A 25,136-nucleotide genomic window follows, 5' to 3' on the forward strand; every position below is an offset into this window, starting at 1 on the left:
TCCGTTCATTCTGCCATCAGTCGAAAAATAAGAAAGAATTTTCTCGCATCTCCGTATATGATGAAAAAACAATCTGGCGCTGAATGTATATGCCGGGAAAGCATCCTGAAGAAGATGCCCAGTTGCAGGTGAGGAACATATTCGTTGTGCACTGCGGAAAGGATTGCGCGCTGCGTACTTCAGGGTGCGATCTTTGCGTGTGTATCCGCCAGATGCAAGCGAAGTAAAATCACGATAATGCAATCAGGGCGGGTGTGTCCCGGTTCAGGTCACTGCATGCGGGCATGCAGGATTTTGGAGACCCATGATGAGAGCCGCAGCATCGTCCCAGTTTCCGCGTTCAAGAACACTGATCCATCCGGGGCGCTTCAATCCTGTGCGCATCCAGAGCATGTCCTCGCAGGCCGCCCGGCATATTCGCCTCGCGCTGGAGCCGGGGCAGAGCCTGTTTGATGCACTGGTGCGGCCGCTGGCGGATATCGGTATCACGAACGCCTCCACCACCATTCTGGGGGGCTATTTCGAGTCCCTGGACTATTGCGTCGCGCCGCCCGATCCGAGCGGCAATGCCGTCATCGCCTATACCCGGCCGATCCATGCGGGGCAGACCTATATGGTCTTCGGCAATGCCACGATCGGCGTGAACATGAAGGGCAACCCGCTGGTGCACTGCCATGCCGCCATCCGCACCGAAAGCGGCGTGGTGAAGGGCGGGCATATCCTGACCGAAGCCTCGATCGTCGGCCCCACGCCCATTCCGGTGCTGGTGACCTCGCTCGACAGTTTCGAGCTGCGGCAGGCCTTTGATCCTGAAACCAATATTCCTCTTCTCCAGCCCCATGCGAAGGCGGATCTCCATGACTGATACAGCGACAACTGAGCACAATCTTGTGGTTGAGGCCGGCCGCATGGGTCGTGTGGCCTATGCCCGCATCGCCCCGAATGAAGATCTGGTGCAGTGCATCGAAAAGCTCTGTCTGGCCGAAGGGTTCCGCAATGCCTTCGTGCGGGGGGCGCTGGGCAGCCTGGTGGATGGATGCCTCGGCACGCTGGAGGGTAAATATATCCAGATCAAGGGGCCGGCGGTTGAGATCGTCAGCCTTGCCGGGGAAGTGCGCGAGCAGCCGGACGGCTCGCTGACAGCCGCGCTCACCGGCGTGGTGGCGGACCCGGAAGGCAATGTCTATGGCGGTCCCTTCATTGCCGGCTCCAACCCGGTCTGCATGACCTTTGAAGTCACTCTGGAAGAGTGGTTGCCCGAAGCGGCGTGAGTACAGTGCCTCCTCACTGATCGGATAACTTTCAGGCCCTTGTCCGGCAAAACCGGGCAGGGGTCTTTTTCATTGTATCTTGCAGGTTGCATCGCCTTTACTGCGAAGGCGGAAGTATTTCAGGATTCACCATGTGGATCACGACCTGTGCGTGCATCTGAAAAAGCTGAATTTCTGACCCTTCTCACATTTTCCTGTTCGCAGAGCTTGACCAAAGAGCGGATCTGAGTCCAGAATTCGGAATTCCAAATTCAGAGTTCAGAGTGTGAAGCCGCCATGACAACCGCCATGAACCTTCTGGACCAGTCCCCCATCCTCGTGGATCGTGTCTATGAACAGCTGGTGTTCGCCATCACGGCGCGGCGGCTGGAGCCGGGTGCGCGGATCCTGCAGGCCGAGCTGGCCGACCAGCTCGGTGTTTCCCGCCAGCCGGTGAGCCATGCGCTCCAGCTTCTGAAAAAACAGGGGCTGGTGCAGGAGGCGGGGCGCAAGGGGCTGGAGGTCACGCCTCTGGACCCGCAGCATATCCGCAATCTCTATCAGGTGCGTAGTGCGCTGGATGCGCTGGCCTCGCGCCTTGCCGCTGGCCGTATCCGTGCAGGAGAGATCGCACAGGCGGAAAAGACCGCTCTGGACAAGATCGTAAAGGCCGGGCTGAAGCTGGATCTGGGTGCCCCGCCCATCGATTTCGTGCTGGCGGATGTGGAGTTTCACAACGCGATTTATCGGCTTTCGGGCAATGCCAGCATTGTGGAAACGCTTGAGCCGCAGATGCCGCACATCATGCGCGCCATGCATGTGGTGCTTCAGGCGCTGGATGTGCGCACGCTGCGCAACCGCGTGTGGGCCGAACATGCCGCCATTGCCGATGCCGTCCTGTCCGGGGATGCGGACAGGGCCGCGCAGGCCGCCTTCGCCCATGCCGATGTGGCGGGCAGCGAGACGGAACGGCATTTGAGATCCGCCTGAACCAGATGCCGCGGTTCAGGCCACACGGGTTTTCCGGCACAAGAAAAACAGCCGGAGAACAGGCCCCAAAGGGAGGAAAACATGAAGCTTACCCCAGAACAGCTTGAAGTGTTCGATCGTGAAGGCTGGATCTTCATTCCCGACGCCTTCAGCCCCGAAGAAGTGGAGCTGATGCGCGAATCCGCCAATGAGGTGTTCAGAACACAGCGCCCCGAGATCTGGATGGAGAAATCCGGTGTGCCCCGCACCGCATTCGCCTGCCACACCTATAATGAATGCTTCCGCATTCTGGCGAACGATCATCGCCTCGTGGAGCCGCTGGAGCAGATCTTCGGCGAGAAGTGCTACATGCACCAGTTCAAGATCAACGCCAAATCATCCTTCTCCGGGGATGTGTGGCAGTGGCACCAGGACTTCCCGACCTGGCACAAGGATGATGGCATGCCCGAGCCGCGGGCCATGAACATCTCCGTGTTCCTGGATGATGTGATGCCCATCAATGGCCCGCTGATGCTGGTGCCGCGCAGCCACAAGAGTGGCACCATCGATACCGAGCATGACACATCAACCACCGCCTATCCGCTCTGGACGCTGGACAATGCCAAGGTGGCCGAGCTGGTGGAGCAGGGGGGCATCGTGGCACCCACCGGCAAGGCCGGCGGCCTGCTGATGTTCCACGCCAATCTGGTGCATGGCTCGGCGGGCAATATCACGCCCTTCCCGCGCAAGATCGTCTATCTCACGCTCTCGGCCCTCTCCAACAAGATCCAGAAGCCGACGCGCCCCGAATTCATCGCGCACACGGATTTCACCCCCGTGAGCACCCTGCCCGAAGACACGCTGGCAAACCATGCCCGTGCCCGGAAAGCCGAAGCTGCGGCCTGAAGGGAAGGCTGCCGCGCATGGGTCTGCCATGCGCGGTGGGCTGGCAGGGGATCCGGCGGTCCGTGCGCACGCGTCGGAAGCTGCTCCGGCCTGCTGCCTGAAGAGCGCGGCCACGGGCAGAAGCCCTGAGGGGGCAAGTGTGATCAAATGTGGTCGTGTGTGGCCGTCGCCTGCGGGCGGCGGCCTTTTCTTAATGTTGCTCTCAGGCGCCCCGGGCCAGAACGAGAAGCTCGGCGGTGACACAGACAGGATTGGCGCCCCGGCGGATCCGCCCCATGCGCATGGTGCCATACACATCCACCACGCTCATCTGGATGCGCGTGATGCCATCTTCCAGCCGGCCATCCTCAATGGCGATTTCGGTGATGGGGCAGGTGATGCGCTCCGCATCCTCGAATTCGGGCGAAATCACGCTGCCAAGCCCGAAGATCTGGCCATGGGTGATGCCATGCGCCCGGCAGGCCGCCTCTATGGCGTGGGACAGATCCTCATGCGGGCGGATGCGCAGGAACAGGCCCATGGCCCGGCTTTCATCCGCATGCGCCTTGCCGGCGAGGGTGTAGAGGGTGAAATTCGTTTCCGCATCGGGCTGTCCGTCAAACCATGCGGAGGGGCAGCCCAGCGCTGTCACGGCAATCGGCTGATCCACAATGCAATCGGTGGGCAGCATGTGCCCCATGGGCGGCACATGGCCATCTGCAGTCCAGCGGCCATGACAATGCACGAAGGGCACCCCCTCGCGCCGGCCCACCGTGGCCGTGGCGGCCAGAAGCGTGGCGTTGCCTTGCGGGGTGCGCGTCTCGCTGTACCAGGCGGCGTGCGTGTCATCACTGGGAAAGGCGGGGCCGACGAAATGGAACGGCCTGAAAGCGCCCCCCTGCATCTGCGCCACGCCGCCCTGACAACCGGCCGCGCTGAAGATGCGGTGCAGGCCATCGGTCAGGGTTTCACCCGGCTTCAGTTCCCCGGAAAGGGGAATGAGGCCGGTGCGCAGGCTTTCCACCCGCTGTGTGGAGGGGGGGCCGGGATGGCGGATAGGGCAGGGGGCATTCTGCGTGGCACCGGCGAAAGATGCGGCATGAATCTGCGCATCTTCTCGTTCCGGGGCATCCGGGATGGCGATATCGGTCATGGTTCTGCTGTGCCTTGGGCCGTTGCGTGCTGTGTTTGTGGATCGGGCTGAAGCGCTGTCCGGGCAGATGCCGCTCCCGCTTTTATCCCGTTCCGGTTATGGCCACACCTGTGCGAAGGTGTTCTCCCTATGGCCATTATACGCCTTCCTTGCTCGGATTCATGTGCGTTTTGATTTATCATCAGATTGTATTTTGGATCATTTGATCCACATTCTTGAAATTTACGGGATCATATGAACTCAGAACGCGAACTCGATGTTTTCGACCTGCGCATTCTTCAGGTGCTCTCCAGCGAGGGGCGCATCAGCTGGCGTGAGCTGGCGGAGAGAATCGGCCTTTCCTTTTCCCCCACCCTGCGGCGCGTGCACCGGCTGGAGGCGGAAGGCACCATTCGCGGCTATATGGTGGATATTGATGAAAGACGCATTCTCGGCAGCATGACCGTGTTCATCTCGGTGACGCTGGAGCGGCAGGTGAAGGAGATTCTCGATCATTTCGAGGCCCGGGTTGCGCAGATGCCGGAAGTGGTGGGCGGCTTCCTCATCAGTGGCAGCACGGATTACATGCTGCATGCGGCGGTGCGTGACCTGGCGCATTATCAGGCGACGCTGGATTACCTCACCACCCTGCCGGGGGTTGCGCGCATCCAGTCCAATTTTGCGGTGAAAACCTTTGTGCGGCGCACCAATCCGCTGATTGCGCCGGGCTGAACCAACCTGCGCCACGCATGAAAAAAGCGCGGCCCGAAGACCGCGCTTTTCTGCATTCCTTCAATGCGGGAGGCTCAGCTCGCCACGCTCTGGGCGTTCACGCTCTGGCGCTTCACCTGCAGCTTGTTCAGGGCGCTGATATAGGCGAGGGCGGAAGCCACCAGCGTGTCCGGGTCTGCCGCACGGGCGGTGACAGCCTTGCCATCCTCTTCCAGACGCACTGAAACCTCGGCCTGTGCATCGGTGCCGCCGGTCACGGCATGCACCTGATACAGCTCCAGCTTGGCGGAGTGGGGCACCAGCGCCTGAATGGCGTTGAAGATGGCATCCACCGGGCCATTGCCTTCGGCTTCCTGCGCGCGGGTCTCGCCTTCCACCTCGATTTCCATGGTGGCGCGCTGCGGTCCGCGGGTGCCGGCGATGATCGACAGGGATACCAGGCGGATATGCTCGCTGGCGGTGGCGATGCCGCTGTCCACCAGCGCCTCGATATCCTCGTCATAAACCACCTTCTTGCGGTCAGCGAGGCTCTTGAAGCGGGTGAAGGCGTCGTTCAGGGCATTCTCGCCCAGCTCGTAGCCCAGTGACTTCAGCTTGTCGCGGAAGGCGGCGCGGCCGGAATGCTTGCCCATGACCAGCGAGGTCTTGGTGACGCCGACACTCTCGGGGGTCATGATCTCATAGGTCTGGGCGTGCTTCAGCATGCCATCCTGATGGATGCCGCTTTCATGCGAGAAGGCGTTGCGACCGACGATCGCCTTGTTGTACTGCACCGGGAACGAGGTCACGGCAGAGACCAGCTTGGAGGCGCGGGTCAGCATCCGGCTGTTGATCTCGGTCTGGTAGGGCAGGATGTCCCGGCGCACGCCCAGCGCCATGACCACCTCTTCCAGCGCGGCATTGCCGGCGCGCTCGCCGATGCCATTGATGGTGCACTCGATCTGCCGTGCGCCGGCGGCGATGCCGGCCAGCGAGTTGGCGACCGCGACACCCAGATCATTATGGCAATGCACGGAGAAGATGGCCTTGTCGGCGTTCGGCACCTTCTCGATGATGGCGCGGAACATGGCGCCATATTCTTCCGGCATGGCATAGCCCACCGTATCCGGCAGGTTGATGGTGGTGGCGCCGCAGGTGATGGCCATTTCCACGCAGCGGGCCAGATAGTCGATCGGCGTGCGGGTGGCGTCCATCGCCGACCACTCGACATCCTCGACCAGATTGCGGGCCTGGGTGACGGTGGCCTTGATGATGTCCAGCACCTCTTCCTGGGTCTTGCGCATCTGGAATTCCAGATGGATGGGAGAGGTGGAGACGAAAGTATGGATACGCCCGCGCTGGGCATGGCGCACGGCTTCGCCAGCCCGGGCGATGTCGGCGGGAATGGCGCGAGCCAGACCGGCAATGGTGGCGCGCTTGGCGTGGCGGGCAATTTCAACGACGCTTTCGAAATCGCCCACCGAGGCGATCGGGAAACCGGCCTCGATGACATCCACACCCATCTCGTCCAGCAGGTCCGCCACTTCCAGCTTCTCTTCCATGGTCATGGAAGCGCCGGGGCACTGCTCGCCATCGCGCAGGGTGGTGTCGAAAATGATGACCCGGTCCTTGTCGGAAACGGCGGCGGGGGTGTTTGCGGATTCAGTCATGGTAACGGTCCTTCTCACATTCCGGCGACGCGCGAGGCGCAAGGTTCAGCCGGTTGTCTTGCCGATTCAATGGCCGGGTCGCGTCCCCGGCATGACGATCCCCTGAGCGCCCAGGCACAAGCCCGGCCGGCCCTCAGGGGCGGCTAAGGAGGAGAAGCGAAAGCAGAACGGTCGCGTTGCCCGTGGCCAGGCTGGCCCGGGGGAGAGAAGTGGCAGTCATGGTCGTGCAGAACGACACGGGATGCGGACTCTCATCTTTGAACGCGATGTGACACTGAAATAGACGCCCGTCCGGCAAAATGCAAGGCCGGGCATCTCATGCCTTCGGGTGAGAGGGCTGAAGACGGGCCTCAGCCTCCGGTGGAAGGGGTGCGTATGGGCATGAGATGGGTGATCTCATGGCTCATCGCCACTGTGCCATCCTCAAGCCGGGCATGGTTGCGCCGCACGATGACCTCCCATCCGGGACGGCTTGCGCTGGTGCGGCGCGAGATCACCTCGGTCTCGAAGATGAGGGTGTCATTCACCCGCACGGGCGCATGCCAGCGCATCTTGTCGCAGCCGATTCCCAGACCGGCAGGGCACAGGAAGCGGGCCTCGTCCGTCTCCATGCCCTCCACATGATCGGGCGGCATGCCGACATGGCGGACAAAATGGGCCATCCACTCCATCGCCACATGCCAGCCCGAGGCGATCAGCATGCCGAACATGCCCCGCCCCGCCGCTGCCGGATCCGTATGGAAGGGCTGGGGGTCATACAGGCGGGCGAACCGGACGATTTCATCCTCGGTGAAGGTGAACCGGCCCAGTTCTTCCGGTCCCGAAGCTTCAGGCATGGGGCCCTTCCTCCATCAGTTGGCGAAGCGGAAATGCAGCACGTCGCCATCCGCGACGATATAGTCCTTGCCTTCCAGACGGAAGCGCCCGGCCTCGCGCGCGCCGGCTTCGCCCCGGTGCTTCACATAGTCCTCATAGGCGATGGTTTCGGCGCGGATGAAGCCCTTCTCGAAATCCGTATGGATGACGCCGGCGGCGGCGGGGGCGCGGGTGCCCTTGGTGATGGTCCAGGCGCGCGCTTCCTTCGGGCCGACAGTGAAATAGGTGACCAGATCAAGCAGCGCATAACCCTCGCGGATGACGCGGTTGAGGCCCGGCTCGTCAAGCTCGATGGCCTCCAGATAATCCTTCTGCTCGTCGGGCGGCAGCACGGCGATCTCGCTCTCGATCTTGGCGGAGACCACAACGGCGCGCGCGCCTTCCTGCTTCGCCCGCTCGAACACCTGCGCGGAAAGGGAGTTGCCCTCGGCGGCGGAGGCTTCCTCCACATTGCACACATAGAGCACCGGCTTGGCGCTCATCAGGCCCAGCATGTCGAAGGCCTTCTGCTCCTCCGGCTTGATGTCCGCAAGACGGGCCGGCTTGCCCTCGCGCAGCAGAACCAGCGCGCGGTTCATCAGCTCCAGCGTTTCCTTGGCTTCCTTGTCCGCGCCCTTGGCCTTCTTCTCCAGCGCGGTGGCGCGCTTCTCAAGGCTTTCAAGGTCGGCGAGCATCAGCTCGGTCTCGATGGTCTCGATATCGTCGAGCGGCGAGATCTTGCCGTCCACATGGGTCACGTCGCCATCCTCGAAGCAGCGCACCACATGGGCGATGGCATCGCATTCGCGGATATTGGCAAGGAACTGGTTGCCCAGCCCCTCACCGCGCGAGGCGCCGCGCACGAGGCCGGCAATGTCCACGAAGGTGAGGCGGGTCGGCAGGATCTGGCCCGAGCCGGCGATCTCGGCCAGCGTGTCGAGGCGGGCATCGGGCACGGCCACATCGCCCACATTCGGCTCGATGGTGCAGAAGGGGTAGTTGGCGGCCTGGGCTGCCGCGGTCTGGGTGAGTGCGTTGAACAGGGTCGACTTGCCGACATTCGGCAGGCCGACGATACCGCATTTGAAGCCCATGATGCCTTACCTGATCTGGTCCGCCACGCTGGCGAGAGGAAAGTGAAAGCGCAGGGCGGACATGCTCCGCCGCGCAAGGAGGAAAATCTGGCGCAGCTTGGCCGGAACGCCTCGCAAGTCAAGCATTCCGGTGGCCTCGCGCGGGTAAAACCGGCATGGGCAAAGCGGCAGGACGCGCTGTCAGGCCTTCTCGCCCACCATCTTCGGATCGGCGAAGCCCTGCGCTTCCATGAAGACATGCACGCGATTCTGGAAGGCATCCGCCTTGCCGCTCACCAGCAGGCCGGCATTGTCGGCGCAGGCATCGCCCAGCGCATCGACCCAGCCCTTTTCAGCCTTGGCGAAATCACTCAGCACATAGGAGTGCACGCGCGCCTTGTCTCCGGGATGGCCGATGCCGAGGCGGATGCGCCAGTACTCATTGCCGCACTGGGCGGTGATGGAGCGCAGGCCATTATGCCCGGCATTGCCGCCGCCCTTCTTCAGGCGCAGCTTGGCGGGGGCAAGGTCCAGCTCATCATGCAGGACAAAGACATTCTCGAGCGGGATCTTGTAGAAGCGCATGGCTTCCGCCACGGCTCGCCCGCTTTCATTCATGAAGGTCTCGGGAAACAGGGCAAGAACCTTCCGGCCCTCGATCTCGCCTTCAGCCGCGATGCCCTGAAAGCGCCGGCGCGGCGGCCCCAGGCGATGACGGCGGCAGATGGCGTCCAGCGCCATGAAGCCGATATTGTGCCGGTTTCCGGCATATTTCGGGCCGGGATTGCCCAGCCCTGCGAACAGGAACATATGGCGCCTCCAGCCCGAAAAAGTATCCAGTGGAGTGAAGACGAAGCCGATCAGGCCTCGGCTGCACCCTCTTCTTCGCCCGGCTCTTCCGAGACGGTCGGCGGAACGATGGAGGCCAGCGTGTCTTCACCACGGCCGGTCCACACCACGCCCTTGGGCAGCTTGATGTTGTCCAAGTGGAAGATGGTGTCGAAGTCGGCGCCGGTCAGGTCCACCTCGATGCCATCGGGGATGGCGTCGGAGGGGCATTCCACTTCCAGGGTGTGGGCAATGATGTTGAGCACGCCGCCTGCCTTGATGGCCGGGGAGGCTTCTTCATTGCGGAAGTGCACCGGCAGTTCCAGCGTGATGGTCGCGCCCTTGGCCACGCGCAGGAAGTCCACATGCAGCGGGATGTCGCGCACGGGGTCGAGCTGGTAGTCGCGCGGGATGACGCGGTGGGGGGTGCCTTCCACGTCGATCTCGAACAGGGTGGAGAGGAAGTGACCGGAATAGATCGCCTTGTTGAGGGCGATATATTCGAGCGAAATGGTCACCGGCTCCTGCTTGTCGCCATAGATCACGGCGGGAACGCGACCGGCGCGGCGCTCTGCACGGGCGGCCCCCTTGCCGGCCCGCGGACGCGCCACAGCGCTCAGCTTCTTGGTGGCAGTCATGATACAAGTCCTGAATTCTGGATAAAAGAATTTCGCGCGCGGGCACGCCTCCAGGGGGGCGCATGCCGGCCACGAAGGCGCGCTTATAGCGGCCCGGGGCGGCAATTGCAACAAACGCCCGGAACGCCAGAACGGGAAATCATGCCCCCGGCAGAGGTTTCCTCTGGCCGCAGAGCACTCTACACTTGCCACGGGAGCAAGTTGAAAGACCGGGGTTCCCCGGATTCGAGGAGGCAATATGCTGCGACGTGTTCTGGTTCTGCTTGGAGAAACCGAGCCGGCAGTAGCGGCCCGTGACTATGCTTTCCGCATGGCGCGGGAAAACAATGTGGGGCTCACCGGGCTTGCCGGCATCGACCCTTCCGCTCTCTATGTTCCCAATCTGGCACGGGCTGGCGCATCCGGCATCCAGCAGCAGATCGAGGAGGAGCTGCGCCAGCAGGCCGAGGATCTGCGCCGGCGGCTGCATGAGAATTATCAGCGCGCCTGCGCCGAGCGGGGGATCACCTTCGAATGGCAGACCTTTGACGGAGACCCGGACGAGGCGCTGGGCCTTGCGGTGGAAACGCGGGATCTGGTGATTGCCGGGCATGATGCCAGCTTCCATCCGCGTTCCGGGAGACCCCTGCCGGATACGCTGGCGCGTATGCTTGCGGCAACGCCGCGCCCCTTCATCCTGTGCGGGCCGCATGTGCCGGAGGATGGCGGGGTCGTGGTGGCCTATGATGGCAGTGTGCCGGCCATGCGGGCCCTGCAGATGTTCACCCTCATCGGCCTTGCCGGCGGGCAGGAGATCAAGGTGCTCAGTGTTGATGCCGATGCCGGGGAGGCCGAGCGCCGGGCCGGGGGTGCGGTCTCCTATCTGCACAGCCATGGGCTGAAGGCAACGGCTGTGGCTGTCGCCGCGCGCACCAATCCGGCCGAGGTGGTTCATGAGGAAGTCATCGCCCTGAAGGCGCGGACTCTGGTGATGGGTTCTTACGGGCGCCGGGGTTGGCGGCAGGTGCTGTTCGGCTCCACCACCAGCCGGCTGGTGGAAAAGCCGCCCTGCGCGCTGTTCATCTATCACTGATGATCTTGCGGTGAGGATGCGCGCCCGGCTCGATAAAGGCTGCCGGGCGCCGTCTTCCGCAGGCGCGGGCGGAAGGGGGCTGTGATGGGGAGGGGCAGGCCATGGGCGCACCATTGATCATCATCGGGGCCGGGCAGGCGGCGGCGCAGGCCATCGCCTCGCTGCGGACAGAGGGCTATGGCGGCCCCATCATCCTGCTGGGTGATGAGCCCTGGCTGCCTTATCAGCGCCCGCCCCTGTCCAAGGCCTATCTGGGCGGGGAGATGGAGGAGGAGCGCCTCGCCCTGCGGGCGCCCGGCTTTTACACCCAGCATGGCGTGGAAGTGCATGTGGGGGTGCGTGTTGTCCGCATTCTGCCGCAACAGAGGGAAGTGGAGCTGACCGGCGGGGTGCGCCTGTCCTATGGCGCGCTGCTGCTGGCGACAGGTACCCGCGCCCGCCCGCTGGATGTACCGGGGGCGAAGCTCGCCGGCGTCCATTCCATCCGCACCATTGATGATGTGAAGCGGTTTCGCGCCGAATGTCATCCCGGAGGCCGGCTGGTGATCATCGGCGGGGGATATATCGGGCTGGAGGTGGCCGCCAAGGCCCGGAGGATGGGGCTGGAGGTGTGTGTGCTGGAAGGGCGCGAGCGCCTTCTGGCGCGGGTCGCCTGCCCGGATGTGTCGGCCTTCGTTTCCGGCCTGCATCGCGCGCATGGCGTATCCCTGCGGACCGCTATGTCTGTTGTGCGGCTGGTGGGCGAGGAGCGGGTGCGCGGCGTGGAAGTCGCCGGGGGGGAGATTCTGGAGGCCGATATCGTGCTGTCCGCGGTGGGGGCCCTGCCCAATATGGAGCTGGCGCAGGCGGCCGGGCTGGAGCTGGACAATGGCGTGAAAGTGGATGCCGCCACCCGCACCAGCGTGGCGGATATCTATGCTGTCGGCGATGTCGCATCCTTTCCCAGCGCCCGCTATGGCCGCAGGGTCCGTCTCGAATCGGTGCAGAACGCCATTGACCAGGCCAAGGCCGCCGCACAGGCCATCACCGGGCAGGAGGTGGTGTATGATCCGGTGCCGTGGTTCTGGTCAGACCAGTATGACGTGAAGATCCAGATTGCCGGCCTTCTGGATGGCTATGAGAGCACACGGATCGAGGGCGACCGCGAGGCCGGCCGCTTCAGCGTGCATTATTATGCCGCCGAGCGCCTGCTCGCGGTGTGCTCCATCAATGATCCGCGCAGTCACATGCTGGCCCGGCGCGCTCTGGCGGGCTGAGCGGCTCCCGCTTGCACCCGCCTTTCAGCCCTGCGCCACGGCAAAGGGCTGAAAGTGGCGGGCGACCTGCAGGTAGACATCGCGCTTGAAGGGCACGATGAGATCCGGTGCGCGCGCCAGTTCCTCCCACCGCCATTCCACGAATTCCGGCTTGTGCATGCCGCCACCGGGCGTGTGGATATTGATTTCCGAGTCATCGCCGGTGAAGCGCAGGGCGAACCATTTCTGGGTCTGGCCGCGATAGCGCCCCTTCCATGCATTGCCCACCACATCTTCCGGCAGATCATAGGGCAGCCAGTGCTCGATCTCGCCCAGAAAGGCGATGGAGCGCACGGAGGTTTCCTCATAAAGCTCGCGCAGCGCCGCGGCATAGGGATCCTCCCCCTTGTCGATGCCGCCCTGAGGCAGTTGCCAGGCATGGGCAAGGTCGATCTGGTCCGCTCCGCCCGCGCGCCGCCCCATGAACACCTTGCCCGCGCCATTGAACAGGCACAGGCCCACGCAGGGGCGGTAGGGGAGCGGCTCTTGCTGGTGGCTCATGGTGCTCTCTCCGGCGATTCTCTCGGGCGGGACTGCGGGATGGATGACCCGACAGGCCATTCCGCGCAAGAGGCGACACATGAAAAGAAAAGGCGCGACACGCAACAAAAGAAGGGCATGAGCGGTCCATGCCGGTCATGCCCTTCCGAATGACGTCGCGAATCCCTCAGTGCGGGAAGGGGACGATCTTTGCCTCGGCCGCCCGTTCTGCCTGCCGGGCAAGCCAGACCTTGCGTTCCAGCCGCATGCGATCCACCGGGAGTGAGGCGCCCAGGGCCTTGACCTGCCACAGGCCCACGCCCTGCCACTCAAACCCGCACTTCTCCAGCACCCGCCGCGCGCCGCTGTTCACCACGCGGGTGGAACTGGCCAGCGCCTCCAGCGGAGTGGCGTTGAAGGCGTAGTCGATCACCGCATTCAGGGCTTCAGTTGCCAGTCCCTGTCCCCAATAGGGCTCACCCAGCCAGTAACCGATGACCGGGTCCGGGCTGTAGGCGCGGGAGGTGTAACCGCACATGCCCACAAGGCTCAGCTCCTCCCCCCGCTTCAGCAGCAGGGAAAAGATGGCGGAATCAGCCGTGAAGGCGGCCTGGCTCACGAAAGCGCGGGCATCCTCGGCGGTATAGGGAAAGGGCAGGGTCGCGGTCATTTCCGCGATTTTGCGATTGTTGGCGAGCTCTGCAATGGCGTTTACGTCCTCGATGCACGGCATGCGGAGCACCAGCCGGTGGGTTTCGAGGACGGGGGTACTGCTGTTTTCCTGCAGTGTCGCGCGGGGCGACGGCTCGACAACGGACATGGGGCAGACTCCTGTAAGGCAGATAAACGAAAACCGGGAAGACGCCCGTCTCCCCGGTTCCGGAAATCCTGCCCCTGAACATGCCTTCTGGCGGCTCAGGTTCCCAGACAGGTTTTCCCCGGTTCGACGAGACCGGCGGAAAACTTCATGTCGAGGTCTTTCGCCGGCTTACTCTGCTGCTTCCGCAGCGGGTACGACCGATACATAGGTACGGTCGTTCGCTTTGGTACGGAAAGCCACGCGCCCGTCAGTCAGCGCGAAAATGGTGTGGTCCTTGCCGATGCCGACATTGTCGCCGGGGTGCCACTTGGTGCCGCGCTGACGCACGATGATGTTGCCGGCAACGACTGCCTGGCCGCCCGAGCGCTTCACGCCAAGACGACGGCCTTCCGAGTCGCGGCCGTTGCGGGACGAACCGCCTGCCTTTTTATGAGCCATAGTCGCTCTCCTTGTTCAGTGATCAGGCGCTGGCAGCGGCTTCAGCAGCCGGCGCGCCTTCGGTCTTGGTTGCGGCGGGCTCAGCCTTCACGGACTTGCCCAGGCCGGAAATCTCGGTGATGCGCACCACGGTCTGCTCGGCGCGGAAACCGCGCTTGCGGCGCGAGTTCTGGCGGCGACGCTTCTTGAAGGCGATGACCTTCTTGGCGCGGCTCTGCTCGATCACTTCACCGACCACGCTGGCGCCTTCCACGAGGGGAGCGCCCACGGCAGTGGTCTCGCCGCCCAGAAGCAGCACGGGGAAGGTGAGGGTCGCGCCGGCTTCGGCTTCAACCTTGTCGATGGTGATGACATCGGCGGCGGCAACGCGATACTGCTTGCCACCCGTCTTGATGACCGCGAACATCTTATGTCTCGCTTTCGTGTTCAGCCACACCTGCGAGGGCGGGCTTTTTCCGGTCCTGCGGGAGTGCGGCCGCCTTCTTCTGAAGACAGACCGCGCGAAGGGAAGCGCCTACAACATTCAGCCCGTCCCCGTCAATGCGCACCGCACACTGCGCCGCCTAAAATGACAGGGGGACATTGACGGAAGGGCGCGGCACCCCTATAAGCCCGATCCGAACTCAGGCGGCCCCGGCAGCCGGAGCCCGACTTATCGTTCCCTCTCATGTTTCATTGCAGGCATGGCAGGGCGGGTGATGCGAAAAGCATTGCCCTGTCGGGGTCCAGTAGCCATGCGGTCGCCTTGATCCTTTGTGATATCAATCAGCTAATCCGGAGATGAAACCGTGAAGCGCACCTATCAACCCAGCAAGCTCGTGCGCAAGCGCCGTCACGGCTTCCGTGCGCGCATGGCGACTCGCAGCGGCCGCAAGATCATCGCTGCCCGCCGTTCGCACGGCCGTCAGCGCCTGTCGGCCTGACAAGGACACGCCACGGAGCCGGCCTGAACAGGGTCGGCCCGCCATGGAACGTCCTCGCCGCTGTTGCGCCTGCCTTGGATCGCCTTTGTAAACGCCGGGATTTTCTCGCTGCCGCGAAAGCGCGACGGGCGGGTGTCGGCTGTTGTCTCATGCAGGGGCGGGACCGGGGTGATGCCGGCACCGTTCGTGTCGGCTTCACCGTCACGAAAAAAATTGGCAACGCGGTGGTGCGCAATCGCATCCGCCGCCGTTTGCGTGAGGCTGTAGAGCATGTCCTGCCCAAGGGAACACATCCTGGGCATGATTATGTGCTGGTCGCCCGCCATCAGGCCCTGAGCGCCTCTTTCGATGATCTCGTGCGCGATATCGCACGCGCCTTGCGCAAGCTTCATGACCCCGGTTCCGGCCCCGCCAGAGCCGGCGCGCACAAGCCGGGTGGCCACAAAAGCGGTGCGCCGCCCGCATCCGCTTTCGAAGGCCGCTCTCCCGCACAGCGTCAGCATTCCCGTGCGACACCTGTTTCTCATGTGCGTGATGCACATGGGGGCCTTGATGGATGCGTTCCAACCGGCGATACACAGTTGGCAATCCGCAATCCGCCTGACCTGTCCGCATCGAAGACGCGGCCGGGAGCAGGGCAGACCGATCAAAACCAGACCCTTGAAACTCAGATGCGCATATGCCCAGCGCCTTCCAGCCCGGATGGGCCGGGAAGCGCGCGCTCCGAGTCGCCCAGCGCCACCGACGGAGGCAGTCCGGCATGAGTGACAACCGAAATATGATCCTCGCCGTCGTCCTTTCGTTGGCGATTCTTCTCGGCTGGCAGTATTTTTTCGCCCTTCCGCAGGCAGAGCAGCAGCGTGAGGCCCAGCAGGCCGCACAGCAGGCGGCTTCCCCTGCTGCCGCAGCCCAAGGCCAGGCGCCAACACCGGCCACTTCCGGGCCGGATGCGGTGCCTCAGGCCGGACAGGGTGTGACGCCCGGTGTGGAGATGACCCGTGCGCAGGCGCTTGCCGCTTCCCCGCGCGTGGCGATCGAGACCCAGAGGCTCAACGGCTCCATCTCGCTCAAGGGTGGGCGTATCGATGACCTGCTGCTGATCCAGTATCACGAGACGGTCAACCCCACGAGCCCGAACATCGTTCTGCTTTCCCCGTCCGGTGCGCCGAATCCCTTCTATGCCGAATTCGGCTGGGCCTCCTCGGCCGGCGCCACGGTGAAGCTGCCCGGCCCCGACACGCTGTGGACCGCGGAAAGCACCACCCTGACCGACAAGGCTCCGCTGGTGCTCACCTATGACAATGGCGAGGGCCTGATCTTCCGCCGGACCTTCACGGTGGACGATCACTACATGTTCGCGGTGAAGGACGAGGTGGAGAACACCACCGGTGCGCCGGTGACGCTCTATCCTTATGCGCTGGTCTCGCGCCATGGCGTGCCGCATGTGGAAGGCTTCTTCATCCTGCATGAGGGCCTGATCGGCGTCGTCGGCGAGGAAGGTCTCCAGGAAATCGGATATTCCAAGCTTGAGGCCGGCAAGCCGCAAGCCTTTTCTGGCGTGACGGGCGGCTGGCTCGGCATCACCGACAAATACTGGGCGGCGACCGTTATTCCCGACCAGAATGTGAAATATGACGCGCGCTTCTCCACCGCCATGCAGGGCAACAAGCCCACATATCAGGCGGACTTCCTCGCCGGCCCGATGACGGTTGGCGCAGGCGAGAGCGCCACCGCCAAGTCCCAGCTCTTTGCCGGGGCCAAGGTGGTGAATGTGGTGGACGGCTACCAGACCACCTATAATATCGACCGCTTCGACCTGCTGATCGACTGGGGCTGGTTCTACTTCATCACCAAGCCGCTCTTCCTGCTGATCGACTGGATCTATCGCGTCGTCGGCAATTTCGGCGTGGCCATCCTGATCGTCACGGTCATGCTGAAGATCGTCTTCTTCCCGCTGGCCAACAAGTCCTACGCCTCCATGGCCAAGATGAAGGCTGTCCAGCCTGAACTGGTCGCCATCCGCGAGCGCTACGCCGATGACAAGGTGAAGCAGCAGCAGGCCATGATGGAGATGTACAAGAAGGAGAAGATCAATCCGATCGCCGGCTGCCTGCCGATCCTGATCCAGATCCCCGTCTTCTTCGCGCTGTACAAGGTGCTGTTCGTCACCATCGAAATGCGTCACGCGCCCTTCTTCGGCTGGATTCGTGACCTTTCGGCGCCGGACCCGACCACCATCTTCAACCTGTTCGGCCTGATTCCGTGGGACCCCTCCACGGTTCCGGTGATCGGTGTCTATCTCATGCTCGGCGCATGGCCGCTCATCATGGGTATCACCATGTGGGTGCAGATGAAGCTGAACCCGGCTCCGACCGATCCCACCCAGCAGACCATCTTCAACTGGATGCCGGTGATCTTCACCTTCATGCTGGCGCATTTCGCTGCGGGTCTGGTCATCTACTGGGCGTGGAACAACACCCTCTCGGTGGCGCAGCAGGCCTTCATCATGAAGCGCCATGGTGTGAAGATCGAGCTTTGGGACAATATCAAGGGCATGTTCCGCAAGAAGAAGCCCGCAGCAAAATAGGCCCTGTGGCGCAAGCCACACGGTGCCAGACACAAGGCGCGCTCCCGCAACCGGGAGCGCGCCTTTTCTTTTTGCCGGACGCATGGGCAAGGCCCGCCCGGTAGACTCCGGAGGGCTGTTGCGATCATGACGGCAGGAGAAGAGCAGGAGGCAGTGCAGGGCTGAAGCCGGCACAGGCGGACAGGCCCGGCTCCATGCAGGAGCAAGGCCGGGGCTGGAGGTCTGCCCCTTCAGCGTGAAGGAATAGCCCGGGCAGCAAGGCGCGCCATGGGGCGCGCCTTCAGCTTACAGGCGTCGCAGGCTCACTTCCGCCACTTCATGATCTCCCGCCTTGCGCAGGATGAGATCCGCCCGCTGGCGGGTGGGCAGGATATTGGCGGTGAGATTCGGCAGGTTGATGGTGCGCCAGATGGAGAGCGCCCGTTCGCGCGCGCCATCTTCCGTCAGCTCCGAATAGCGATGAAAATAGGAGAGCGGATCACGGAAGGCCGTGTGGCGCAGATGCATGAAGCGGTCCACATACCAGTGCTCCAGCACGTCTTCATCGGCATCGATATAGATGGAGAAGTCGAAGAAGTCGGAGACGAAGGGAATCGCCTTCCCATCCTTGGGCGGACGGGTGGTCTGCAGCACGTTCAGCCCCTCGACGATGAGAATGTCGGGCCGGTCCACCTCCACCATCTGGTCGGGCAGAACATCATAGAAGAAGTGGGAATAAAGCGGGGCGCGCACCCGGCGGCGGCCGGCCTTGATCTCGGAGAGGAAGCGCAGCAGCAGCGGCAGGTCATAGCTTTCCGGGAAGCCCTTCTTCTCCATCAGCCCCTCGCGCCGCAGCACGGCATTGGGGTAGAGAAAGCCGTCCGTGGTCACCAGATCCACCTTGGGCGTGTTGGGCCAGCGCGCCAGAAGCGCCTGCAGCACGCGCGCCGTGGTGGACTTGCCCACAGCCACGGAGCCGGCAATGCCGATGATATAGGGCATCTTGCCCTCACCATCGCGGGTCTCCTCACCCTTTCCTTCCGGCCGGTCCAGAAAGTAGCTCATGGCGCGGAACAGCTTCTGTGTCGCGGCCACATAGAGCGAGAGCAGGCGCGAGAGCGGCAGATAGATCTGTTCCACCTCCGCCAGCGAGAGATGCGCGTTCAACCCGTCCAGCCGCTCGATATCGGCTGGCGTCAGGGTCATTGGCGTGTCCTGGCGCAGGGTTGCCCATTCCGCACGCGAGAAGGTGCGGTAGGGCGAAAGACTGGGGTCGAGGGGCTGATCCATGGCAGGCTGCCTCGGCAGAGGGTAAAAACCCTGGAATGTCAGTCGTGCGGGCGGCTGGCCTTTTCCGCAAGACCGGACTGGCCGGTGCGGCGGGCAAGCTCTGCATGAATCTCGGCCAGCGTGATATTGCGGGCCTTCAACACCACCATCAGGTGGTAGAGCAGGTCAGCAGCCTCGCTGATCACCTCGTCGCGTGCGCCGCTGACAGAGGCAATGACGGTTTCCACGGCTTCCTCGCCCAGTTTCTGGGCGCATTTGTTGATGCCCTTGTCGAGAAGGCTGCGGGTATAGGACTGGCCCGCATCCGTCCCCGCACGCGCGGCGATGGTTGCTTCAAGGTCCGAAAGGGTGAAGGCGTCGCTCACGGCGGTCTCCCCAAGAGTCTTCAGATCTGCCCGCAGGCGGGGCAGGAAACAGAATGCGCGGGGCGTGGTCCGCACAGAAAGGATACAGAACCGGCGCAGGCTGGGGGCACACCGGGAGACAGAAGGGGCATCCTGCCAGATTGCACAGTCCGCGGGCGCGGGCGATACGTCTTAAGGATCAAGACGCACCGGAAGGCCGGCTGCGGCCAGATGTTCCTTGGCCTCGCGGATGGTGTAGGTCCCGAAATGGAAGATGGACGCGGCCAGCACGGCCGAGGCCCCGCCATCGCGAATGCCTTCAACCAGATGGTCGAGATTGCCGACACCGCCCGAGGCGATGACCGGAACGGAAACGGCATCCGAGACCGCGCGGGTCAGCGCGCAGTCAAAGCCGATTCCCGTGCCGTCGCGGTCCATGGAGGTGAGCAGGATCTCGCCGGCGCCCAGCTCCACCACGTCACGCGCGAATTCAATGGCGTCGATGCCGGTGGGTTTGCGCCCGCCATGGGTGAAGATTTCCCAGCGGTTCTCCTCGCCCTCGGCACTCACCTTCTTGGCGTCGATCGCCACCACGATGCACTGCTGGCCGAATTTCTCGGCAGCCTCGCCCACAAAGGCGCGGTTGTTGACGGCGGCGGTATTGATGGACACCTTGTCTGCACCCGCATTCAGCAAGGCGCGCACATCCTCCACCGTGCGCACGCCGCCACCCACGGTGAGCGGCATGAAGCACTGCTCCGCCGTGCGGCGCACGACATCCAGAATGGTGCCACGGTTCTCCTGGCTGGCGGTGATGTCCAGAAAGGTCAGCTCATCCGCCCCGGCCGCATCATAGGCGCGGGCCGCCTCCACCGGGTCCCCGGCATCGCGCAGATCGACGAAATTGACACCCTTCACCACGCGACCGTCTTTCACGTCGAGGCAGGGGATGACACGCACCTTCAGCATGATGTCCTCTCAGCGTCCGGCGATGAGGGCGAGCGCCTCACGCGGGTCAAGTCGGCCATCATAGAGCGCCCGGCCGGAGATGGCGCCTTCAAGCTTTGCCGCGCGCGGTTCCAGCATCGCTTCCACATCCTGGAGGGAGGCGAGGCCGCCGGAGGCGATGACGGGAATGGAGATCGCCTCGGCCAGCGCAATGGTGGCATCAAGGTTCAGGCCCTTGAGCAGGCCGTCACGGGCGATGTCCGTATAGATGATGGCGGCGACGCCGGCATCCTCGAAGCGGCGGGCAATATCCTCGGCGGCCAGATCGGATGTCTCCGCCCAGCCTTCCACGGCCACCCGGCCATCACGCGCATCCAGCCCCACGGCCACGCGGCCGGGATGAGCCCTTGCGGCGGCCTTGACGAATTCCGGGTCGCGCACGGCGGCGGTGCCCAGAATGACGCGGGTGATGCCCTTCCCCAGCCACATCTCGACAGTGGCCATGTCGCGGATGCCACCGCCCAGCTGCACCGGAATGGAGACGGTTTCCAGAATCCGCTCCACCGCGGCCCCGTTCACCGGCTTGCCGGCGAAGGCGCCATTCAGGTCCACCAGATGGAGATAGCGGAAACCGAGGGTCTCGAACTCCTCCGCCTGGGCGGCGGGGTCGTGGTTGAAGACGGTGGCGCGCGCCATGTCGCCCTGTTCGAGGCGAACGGCGAGGCCGTCCTTCAGATCAATGGCCGGAAAGAGAATCACGGATGCCACTTCAGAAAATTGGCGAGCAGGGCAAGACCGAGGGTCTGGCTCTTCTCGGGGTGGAACTGGGTGCCGGCCACATTGCCGTGGGCAACCATGGCGGTGATGGTACCGCCGTAATCGGTTGTGGCCACGAGGTCCAGCCCGTTGGCGGGTTTCAGGTGGTAGGAATGCACGAAATAGGCGTGCAGGCCCTTTTCCCCGGTGGGAATGCCGGCGAGCAGGGGATGCTCACACCGGGTGGAAAGCGTGTTCCAGCCCATATGCGGCACTTTGAGCTGCGGATCGGAAGGCATGATGCGGTCCACTTCGCCGGGCACCCAGCCGAGTCCCTCGGTCACGCCATGCTCGCGGCCACGCTCGGCCAGAAGCTGCATGCCGACGCAGATGCCGAGAAACGGCTTGCCGCGGGTCTGCACCGCTTCATGCAGGGCCTCCACCATGCCGGGCACGGCATCAAGGCCGGCGCGGCAATCGGCGAATGCGCCGACGCCGGGCAGCACCACCCGGTCGGCCCGGCGCACCACGTCCGGGTCGCTGGTCAGCACCACCTGCGGGGCGGGCCGGCCGTTGTCCAGCTCGCTCGCGGCGCGTTCCATGGCCTTCTGGGCGGAGTGAAGATTGCCCGAATTATAGTCAATGATGGCGACGCTCATGCGCCAGTATTCCCTGTGTCGAGGCTCCCGATGATGGGGCCTTTGGCCTGTCCCTGCACTGCGCGCCAGGAGGGAGGCCCTTCGATGAGACCGGGCGGGCGGCCAGAAGGTGCGGGGGGCGGTGTTACCGGTTGCGCCGGAGCGGATGGCCCGCTCCACCGGTCGAAAAAGCGCTGCTCCGCCTCGACGAGGCTGGGGGCGCTGATCACCGTTTCCTCGTCATAGCCCTGCCGGACCAGCTTGCGTGCCCGCAGGCCGGCCAGATCGAGCGCCACCAGGAGGCTCGCGCCCGCCAGAATGATGGGGGGCACCATGGGAGGGATGCCGGCGATGAAGACAAGGGCCTGAAGCCCCGCCGCCAGCGCCATGAAGAGAATGAAAGCCAGCCAAAGGCCATGCCAGAGCAGGACGATGGGGGTAAAAATCAGCGCCAGCCAGGAGAAGCGGTCACGCACGAACACCACCCGGTCGGCGGCATCATCCGCCGATCCGGGGTCATTGCGCGTGAATACGATCCAGCTCGCCATATTGCCTAGCCGCCCAGTGCGCCCTTGGTGGAGGGAATTTCACCCGCCGCCGCCGCATCCAGCGCCACACCTGCGCGCAAAGCGCGGGCCAGGCCCTTGAAGCAGCTTTCCGAGATATGGTGGGAATTGTCGCCATAAAGCGTTTCCACATGCAGGGTTATGCCTGCATTCATGGCGAACGCCTGGAAGAATTCACGCACCAGCTCGGTATCGAATGTGCCGATCTTCTGCGTGGGAAAAGTGGTGCGGAAGACGAGGAAGGGCCGGCCCGAAATGTCGATGGCGACACGGGTCAGCGTCTCATCCATGGGCAGCAGGCAATCGGCATAGCGGGTGATGCCGCGCATGTCGCCCAGCGCGCGCTTCACGCCCTGGCCCAGCACGATCCCCACATCTTCCGTGGTGTGGTGATGATCCACATGCAGATCGCCCGTGGCCTTCACTGTCAGGTCGATACGGGAGTGCCGCGCGAGCGCGTCCAGCATATGGTCCAGGAACCCGATGCCGGTGGAAATCTCGCTCTTTCCCGTGCCGTCAAGATTGAGCGAGAGGGAAATGCTGGTTTCCTTCGTCTCGCGGACGATATGTGCCGTGCGCATGATCTGCCTCCGAAGATGTGCTTTCTATCAGCATCACGCCCGCGATGCCATATGGCGCGAAGATGACAGCTGCAACTTCAGCTCATGGCAGCGCGAGCGGCTGGAGGGCCGCGCGGATGGCCTTCAGCCGTTCCTGCATGGCGGTGTCATCCAGCGGTTCACGGGTGCCCGCGCCAAAGACCGGGCCGGGCCATGCGGCATCACCCGGATTGCGCGCCACCAGATGCACATGGAGCTGGCGCACCATATTGCCCAGCGCGGCAATGTTCAGCTTGGCGCAGCCGGAAACGGCCTTCAGCGCCGCGCCGGCAAGGCAGATCTCCTCCATCAGCAGCAGCCGCTCCTCCGGGGGCAGGTCCATCACCTCCACCAGCCCTTCCCGGCGGGGAATGAGCGTGAGCCAGAAGAAGCGCGCATCATCGACGAGCCGCACATGGCACAGGGGCAGATGGCCGACGAGCGGTCCGTCGGCCTGAAGGCGCGGGTCCGGCTGGAAGGCATGGGGGGCGGGGGAGACTTCAGGCAGATGGGACATGCGGATATCCGTGGGAAGGGGCCGTTTTTCCGTCCGGCTTGCGGGCGCCGTGCGCGGCCGGGCTGGCGGCCATGTGAGCCGACATGCGGGGGAGAGGCAATGTGTCATCCTTGCAACGCATGGCTTGAATGTTCAAACCAGGGCAGGGCAAAAGATGGTAAAGGTACCCTTGTATGGCTTATGACTGCCCTGTCACGGAACATAGCCGGTTTTGCATGTGGCCCTGCGCTTTCATGCCGTGAGCATATGGGTCCTGCGAGGATATATGGGGCGGGCCTGGGCAAGCTTCCGGATTTTCATCCTGCACCGCGAATTTGGGGGAAATGAGCGTGCTGAAGACCATTCTACTGGGCGGCGCGGCCGGCCTTGTCGTCATGAGCGCAAACATGCCGGCCGTGCTGGCCGCAGACCTGCCCGTGAAGGTGAAAGCCGTTGAATATGTGAAGGTCTGTTCGGCCTATGGGGCGGGCTTCTACTATATTCCCGGCACGGATACCTGCCTGAATATCGGTGGCTATGTGTGGCTCGGCACGATGGTGAGTGCCGCCGACACCTTCAACCCCGCCATCAGCAATGAAATTCTGAGCAATGGCCTGCGCGCCGACGGGCGCACCAATGACTACAACACCCGCCTGCGCGCCATCGCCCAGTTCGATTCCCGCACCGAAACCGAATATGGCACCCTGCGCGGCTTTATCGGCCTTGGCGCCAATCTGGACAGCTGGAGCGCGGACAATGGCAGCGCCCAGGGGGATGTCCAGAACCTGTTCATCCAGTTTGCGGGCCTCACCGCCGGCTATACGACATCCTTCTACCAGTCCAGCCTGAACTATATGTTCACCAACGCGCTCACCCAGACCAACCGCAAGGGCAATGTGCTGGGCTATACCACGCAGTTCGGCAACGGCCTTTCGGCATCCGTGGCGGTGGAGGACGGGCGCTTCAAGAGCGTGCTGAACACGCAGGGGCTCGGCCCCACCTATGCCGCGCTGCATCCTGCCGACATCAATGCGGTCGGTGGCAGCCAGGTGCCGGATTTCGTTGGCACCGTGCGGCTGGACCAGCACTGGGGGCTGGCGCAGGTCTCGGTTGCGGCGCACCAGTCGCATGTCGCCTATGAGCAGACCTCTTTCCAGAGTTCGGCCGATCACTGGGGCTGGGCCATTGGCGGGGCGCTTGAGTTCAACCTGCCCGCGCTCGGCGCGGGGGACAGTCTCTTCGTCGTTGCCTCCTATGGCGCGGGCGCGATGAACTATGTGGGCTTTTCAGGCTCGGACCGCACCTCAAGCCTGGCCACCCAGTTCGGCCGTGTGAACGCGCTGGGGCATGGCGCTTTGTACCAGCTTTCGGACATCGTCTATAATGATGCCACGGGCGGGTTCGACAGCACCAAGGCCTGGTCTGTCACCGGCCAGTATCGTCATTTCTGGACCCCGGGCCTGCGTTCGGCGGTGATGGCCGGCTATACCGGCGTGACCGCACCTGATTCTGCCTATGCACGGCAGAACGGGTTCGTGGACTTCAATATCTGGCAGCTGGGGGCGAACACCGTGTGGTCGCCGGTGCGCAATCTCGATATCGGGCTTGAGGTGCTCTATACGAAGGTGGATGGAGACCAGCCGCTCGGCTACAATCTGCCGACCCAGAATCTCGCCATTACCAAGGGGCAGGCTTATGGGGGCACGACGGACCTTGTTTCCGCCGGCCTGAAAATCCAGAGAACCTTCTGAGACATGAGGGAAATCTGGTGCGGGGCGCAGGGGTGAAGCCTGTGGGTTCGTATCAAAGTTGACACTGCGTCGGCCGCAGTTTGCTTGCACCTGACGCAGCGATCTCGTAAGACGCATGAGTAATGCCCCGGACCAACGCCGGG

29 protein-coding genes are annotated in these 25,136 nt (G+C 63.5%); 11 read left to right on the forward strand and 18 right to left on the reverse strand.

Annotated elements, in window-relative coordinates; translation table 11 throughout:
- The first annotated feature begins 307 nt into the window (after positions 1-307).
- From ACT6QG_RS14605 to ACT6QG_RS14620, 4 genes are all read left to right on the forward strand, one after another.
- Positions 308-865 carry a PPC domain-containing DNA-binding protein gene (locus ACT6QG_RS14605; RefSeq protein ID WP_444978586.1) on the forward strand — a complete coding sequence of 186 codons (558 nt, stop codon included), beginning with the start codon at positions 308-310 and terminating at the stop codon, positions 863-865.
- A 43-nt stretch (positions 866-908) separates the two neighbouring features.
- Positions 909-1,271: a PPC domain-containing DNA-binding protein gene (locus ACT6QG_RS14610; RefSeq protein WP_444978587.1), complete on the forward strand. Its 363-nt coding sequence runs from the start codon at positions 909-911 to the stop codon at positions 1,269-1,271.
- 276 nt (positions 1,272-1,547) lie between these two features.
- Positions 1,548-2,240 (forward strand): GntR family transcriptional regulator, encoded by a 693-nt coding sequence (locus tag ACT6QG_RS14615; RefSeq protein ID WP_444978320.1) that lies wholly within the window; start codon positions 1,548-1,550, stop codon positions 2,238-2,240.
- An 81-nt stretch (positions 2,241-2,321) separates the two neighbouring features.
- Entirely contained in the window at positions 2,322-3,125 is an 804-nt protein-coding gene (locus ACT6QG_RS14620; RefSeq protein ID WP_444978321.1) for a phytanoyl-CoA dioxygenase family protein, read from the forward strand.
- A gap of 202 nt (positions 3,126-3,327) precedes the next feature.
- On the opposite strand, the gene ACT6QG_RS14625 is transcribed toward ACT6QG_RS14620, so the two are convergent.
- The gene (locus ACT6QG_RS14625; RefSeq protein WP_444978322.1) at positions 3,328-4,257 is read right to left on the reverse strand and encodes a PPC domain-containing DNA-binding protein; all 930 of its coding nucleotides are present in this window, start codon (positions 4,255-4,257) and stop codon (positions 3,328-3,330) included.
- Positions 4,258-4,491: 234 nt separating this feature from the next.
- On the opposite strand from ACT6QG_RS14625, the gene ACT6QG_RS14630 reads away from it, so the two are divergent.
- Entirely contained in the window at positions 4,492-4,968 is a 477-nt protein-coding gene (locus tag ACT6QG_RS14630) for an Lrp/AsnC family transcriptional regulator (protein ID WP_444978323.1), read from the forward strand.
- Between the two features lie 74 nt (positions 4,969-5,042).
- Here ACT6QG_RS14630 and ACT6QG_RS14635 read toward each other — a convergent pair whose 3' ends face one another.
- From ACT6QG_RS14635 to ACT6QG_RS14655, 5 genes are all read right to left on the reverse strand, one after another.
- Complete coding sequence (locus ACT6QG_RS14635; RefSeq protein ID WP_444978324.1) at positions 5,043-6,617, reverse strand: 2-isopropylmalate synthase; 1,575 nt, start codon at positions 6,615-6,617, stop codon at positions 5,043-5,045.
- Positions 6,618-6,967: 350 nt separating this feature from the next.
- Positions 6,968-7,453 carry a MaoC/PaaZ C-terminal domain-containing protein gene (locus ACT6QG_RS14640; protein WP_444978325.1) on the reverse strand — a complete coding sequence of 162 codons (486 nt, stop codon included), beginning with the start codon at positions 7,451-7,453 and terminating at the stop codon, positions 6,968-6,970.
- A gap of 15 nt (positions 7,454-7,468) precedes the next feature.
- The gene (ychF, locus tag ACT6QG_RS14645) at positions 7,469-8,566 is read right to left on the reverse strand and encodes a redox-regulated ATPase YchF (protein ID WP_444978326.1); all 1,098 of its coding nucleotides are present in this window, start codon (positions 8,564-8,566) and stop codon (positions 7,469-7,471) included.
- A 180-nt stretch (positions 8,567-8,746) separates the two neighbouring features.
- Complete coding sequence (gene pth, locus ACT6QG_RS14650; RefSeq protein WP_444978327.1) at positions 8,747-9,355, reverse strand: aminoacyl-tRNA hydrolase; 609 nt, start codon at positions 9,353-9,355, stop codon at positions 8,747-8,749.
- Positions 9,356-9,405: 50 nt separating this feature from the next.
- Positions 9,406-10,011, reverse strand: coding sequence for a 50S ribosomal protein L25/general stress protein Ctc (locus ACT6QG_RS14655; RefSeq protein WP_444978328.1), 606 nt, complete (start codon positions 10,009-10,011; stop codon positions 9,406-9,408).
- 238 nt (positions 10,012-10,249) lie between these two features.
- On the opposite strand from ACT6QG_RS14655, the gene ACT6QG_RS14660 reads away from it, so the two are divergent.
- Positions 10,250-11,083 carry a universal stress protein gene (locus ACT6QG_RS14660; protein ID WP_444978329.1) on the forward strand — a complete coding sequence of 278 codons (834 nt, stop codon included), beginning with the start codon at positions 10,250-10,252 and terminating at the stop codon, positions 11,081-11,083.
- A gap of 101 nt (positions 11,084-11,184) precedes the next feature.
- Positions 11,185-12,339 carry an NAD(P)/FAD-dependent oxidoreductase gene (locus tag ACT6QG_RS14665; RefSeq protein WP_444978330.1) on the forward strand — a complete coding sequence of 385 codons (1,155 nt, stop codon included), beginning with the start codon at positions 11,185-11,187 and terminating at the stop codon, positions 12,337-12,339.
- 24 nt (positions 12,340-12,363) lie between these two features.
- Here ACT6QG_RS14665 and ACT6QG_RS14670 read toward each other — a convergent pair whose 3' ends face one another.
- The 4 genes from ACT6QG_RS14670 to rplU form a co-directional block, all read right to left on the reverse strand.
- Positions 12,364-12,879, reverse strand: coding sequence for an RNA pyrophosphohydrolase (locus ACT6QG_RS14670; protein ID WP_444978331.1), 516 nt, complete (start codon positions 12,877-12,879; stop codon positions 12,364-12,366).
- Positions 12,880-13,045: 166 nt separating this feature from the next.
- Complete coding sequence (locus ACT6QG_RS14675; protein WP_444978332.1) at positions 13,046-13,678, reverse strand: GNAT family N-acetyltransferase; 633 nt, start codon at positions 13,676-13,678, stop codon at positions 13,046-13,048.
- A gap of 168 nt (positions 13,679-13,846) precedes the next feature.
- Positions 13,847-14,116, reverse strand: a complete 270-nt coding sequence (rpmA, locus tag ACT6QG_RS14680) for a 50S ribosomal protein L27 (protein WP_444978333.1) — start codon at positions 14,114-14,116, stop codon at positions 13,847-13,849.
- Between the two features lie 22 nt (positions 14,117-14,138).
- Positions 14,139-14,522: a 50S ribosomal protein L21 gene (gene rplU, locus ACT6QG_RS14685; protein ID WP_444978334.1), complete on the reverse strand. Its 384-nt coding sequence runs from the start codon at positions 14,520-14,522 to the stop codon at positions 14,139-14,141.
- Positions 14,523-14,904: 382 nt separating this feature from the next.
- Between rplU and rpmH the strand changes: the two genes are divergently transcribed.
- The 3 genes from rpmH to yidC all read left to right on the forward strand — a co-directional run bounded on the left by rpmH (position 14,905) and on the right by yidC (position 17,626).
- A complete protein-coding gene (gene rpmH, locus ACT6QG_RS14690) occupies positions 14,905-15,039 on the forward strand; it encodes a 50S ribosomal protein L34 (protein ID WP_444978335.1) in 135 nt (44 codons plus the stop codon).
- Between the two features lie 74 nt (positions 15,040-15,113).
- Positions 15,114-15,803, forward strand: a complete 690-nt coding sequence (gene rnpA / locus ACT6QG_RS14695; RefSeq protein WP_444978336.1) for a ribonuclease P protein component — start codon at positions 15,114-15,116, stop codon at positions 15,801-15,803.
- Complete coding sequence (gene yidC, locus ACT6QG_RS14700; protein WP_444978337.1) at positions 15,800-17,626, forward strand: membrane protein insertase YidC; 1,827 nt, start codon at positions 15,800-15,802, stop codon at positions 17,624-17,626. Before rnpA ends, yidC begins: the two co-directional genes overlap by 4 nt.
- Positions 17,627-17,911: 285 nt before the next feature.
- Here yidC and coaA read toward each other — a convergent pair whose 3' ends face one another.
- From coaA to ACT6QG_RS14740, 8 genes are all read right to left on the reverse strand, one after another.
- Positions 17,912-18,895, reverse strand: a complete 984-nt coding sequence (coaA, locus tag ACT6QG_RS14705) for a type I pantothenate kinase (protein WP_444978338.1) — start codon at positions 18,893-18,895, stop codon at positions 17,912-17,914.
- 38 nt (positions 18,896-18,933) lie between these two features.
- Positions 18,934-19,260: a phosphoribosyl-ATP diphosphatase gene (locus tag ACT6QG_RS14710; RefSeq protein ID WP_444978339.1), complete on the reverse strand. Its 327-nt coding sequence runs from the start codon at positions 19,258-19,260 to the stop codon at positions 18,934-18,936.
- Positions 19,261-19,431: 171 nt separating this feature from the next.
- Positions 19,432-20,208 (reverse strand): imidazole glycerol phosphate synthase subunit HisF, encoded by a 777-nt coding sequence (gene hisF, locus ACT6QG_RS14715; protein WP_444978340.1) that lies wholly within the window; start codon positions 20,206-20,208, stop codon positions 19,432-19,434.
- Positions 20,209-20,217: 9 nt separating this feature from the next.
- Complete coding sequence (gene hisA, locus ACT6QG_RS14720) at positions 20,218-20,955, reverse strand: 1-(5-phosphoribosyl)-5-[(5-phosphoribosylamino)methylideneamino]imidazole-4-carboxamide isomerase (protein WP_444978341.1); 738 nt, start codon at positions 20,953-20,955, stop codon at positions 20,218-20,220.
- A complete protein-coding gene (gene hisH / locus ACT6QG_RS14725; protein WP_444978342.1) occupies positions 20,943-21,602 on the reverse strand; it encodes an imidazole glycerol phosphate synthase subunit HisH in 660 nt (219 codons plus the stop codon). The genes hisA and hisH overlap by 13 nt, the downstream gene beginning before the upstream one ends.
- Positions 21,599-22,129 (reverse strand): DUF2628 domain-containing protein, encoded by a 531-nt coding sequence (locus tag ACT6QG_RS14730; RefSeq protein ID WP_444978343.1) that lies wholly within the window; start codon positions 22,127-22,129, stop codon positions 21,599-21,601. Before ACT6QG_RS14730 ends, hisH begins: the two co-directional genes overlap by 4 nt.
- Before the next feature lie 5 nt (positions 22,130-22,134).
- Positions 22,135-22,728 (reverse strand): imidazoleglycerol-phosphate dehydratase HisB, encoded by a 594-nt coding sequence (gene hisB, locus ACT6QG_RS14735; RefSeq protein WP_444978344.1) that lies wholly within the window; start codon positions 22,726-22,728, stop codon positions 22,135-22,137.
- Positions 22,729-22,810: 82 nt separating this feature from the next.
- Positions 22,811-23,263, reverse strand: a complete 453-nt coding sequence (locus ACT6QG_RS14740; protein WP_444978345.1) for an HIT family protein — start codon at positions 23,261-23,263, stop codon at positions 22,811-22,813.
- A 329-nt stretch (positions 23,264-23,592) separates the two neighbouring features.
- Between ACT6QG_RS14740 and ACT6QG_RS14745 the strand changes: the two genes are divergently transcribed.
- Positions 23,593-24,993: a porin gene (locus ACT6QG_RS14745; RefSeq protein WP_444978346.1), complete on the forward strand. Its 1,401-nt coding sequence runs from the start codon at positions 23,593-23,595 to the stop codon at positions 24,991-24,993.
- Positions 24,994-25,136 lie beyond the last annotated feature (143 nt).

Source organism: Haloleucobacter ellipsoideus (assembly GCF_052491725.1).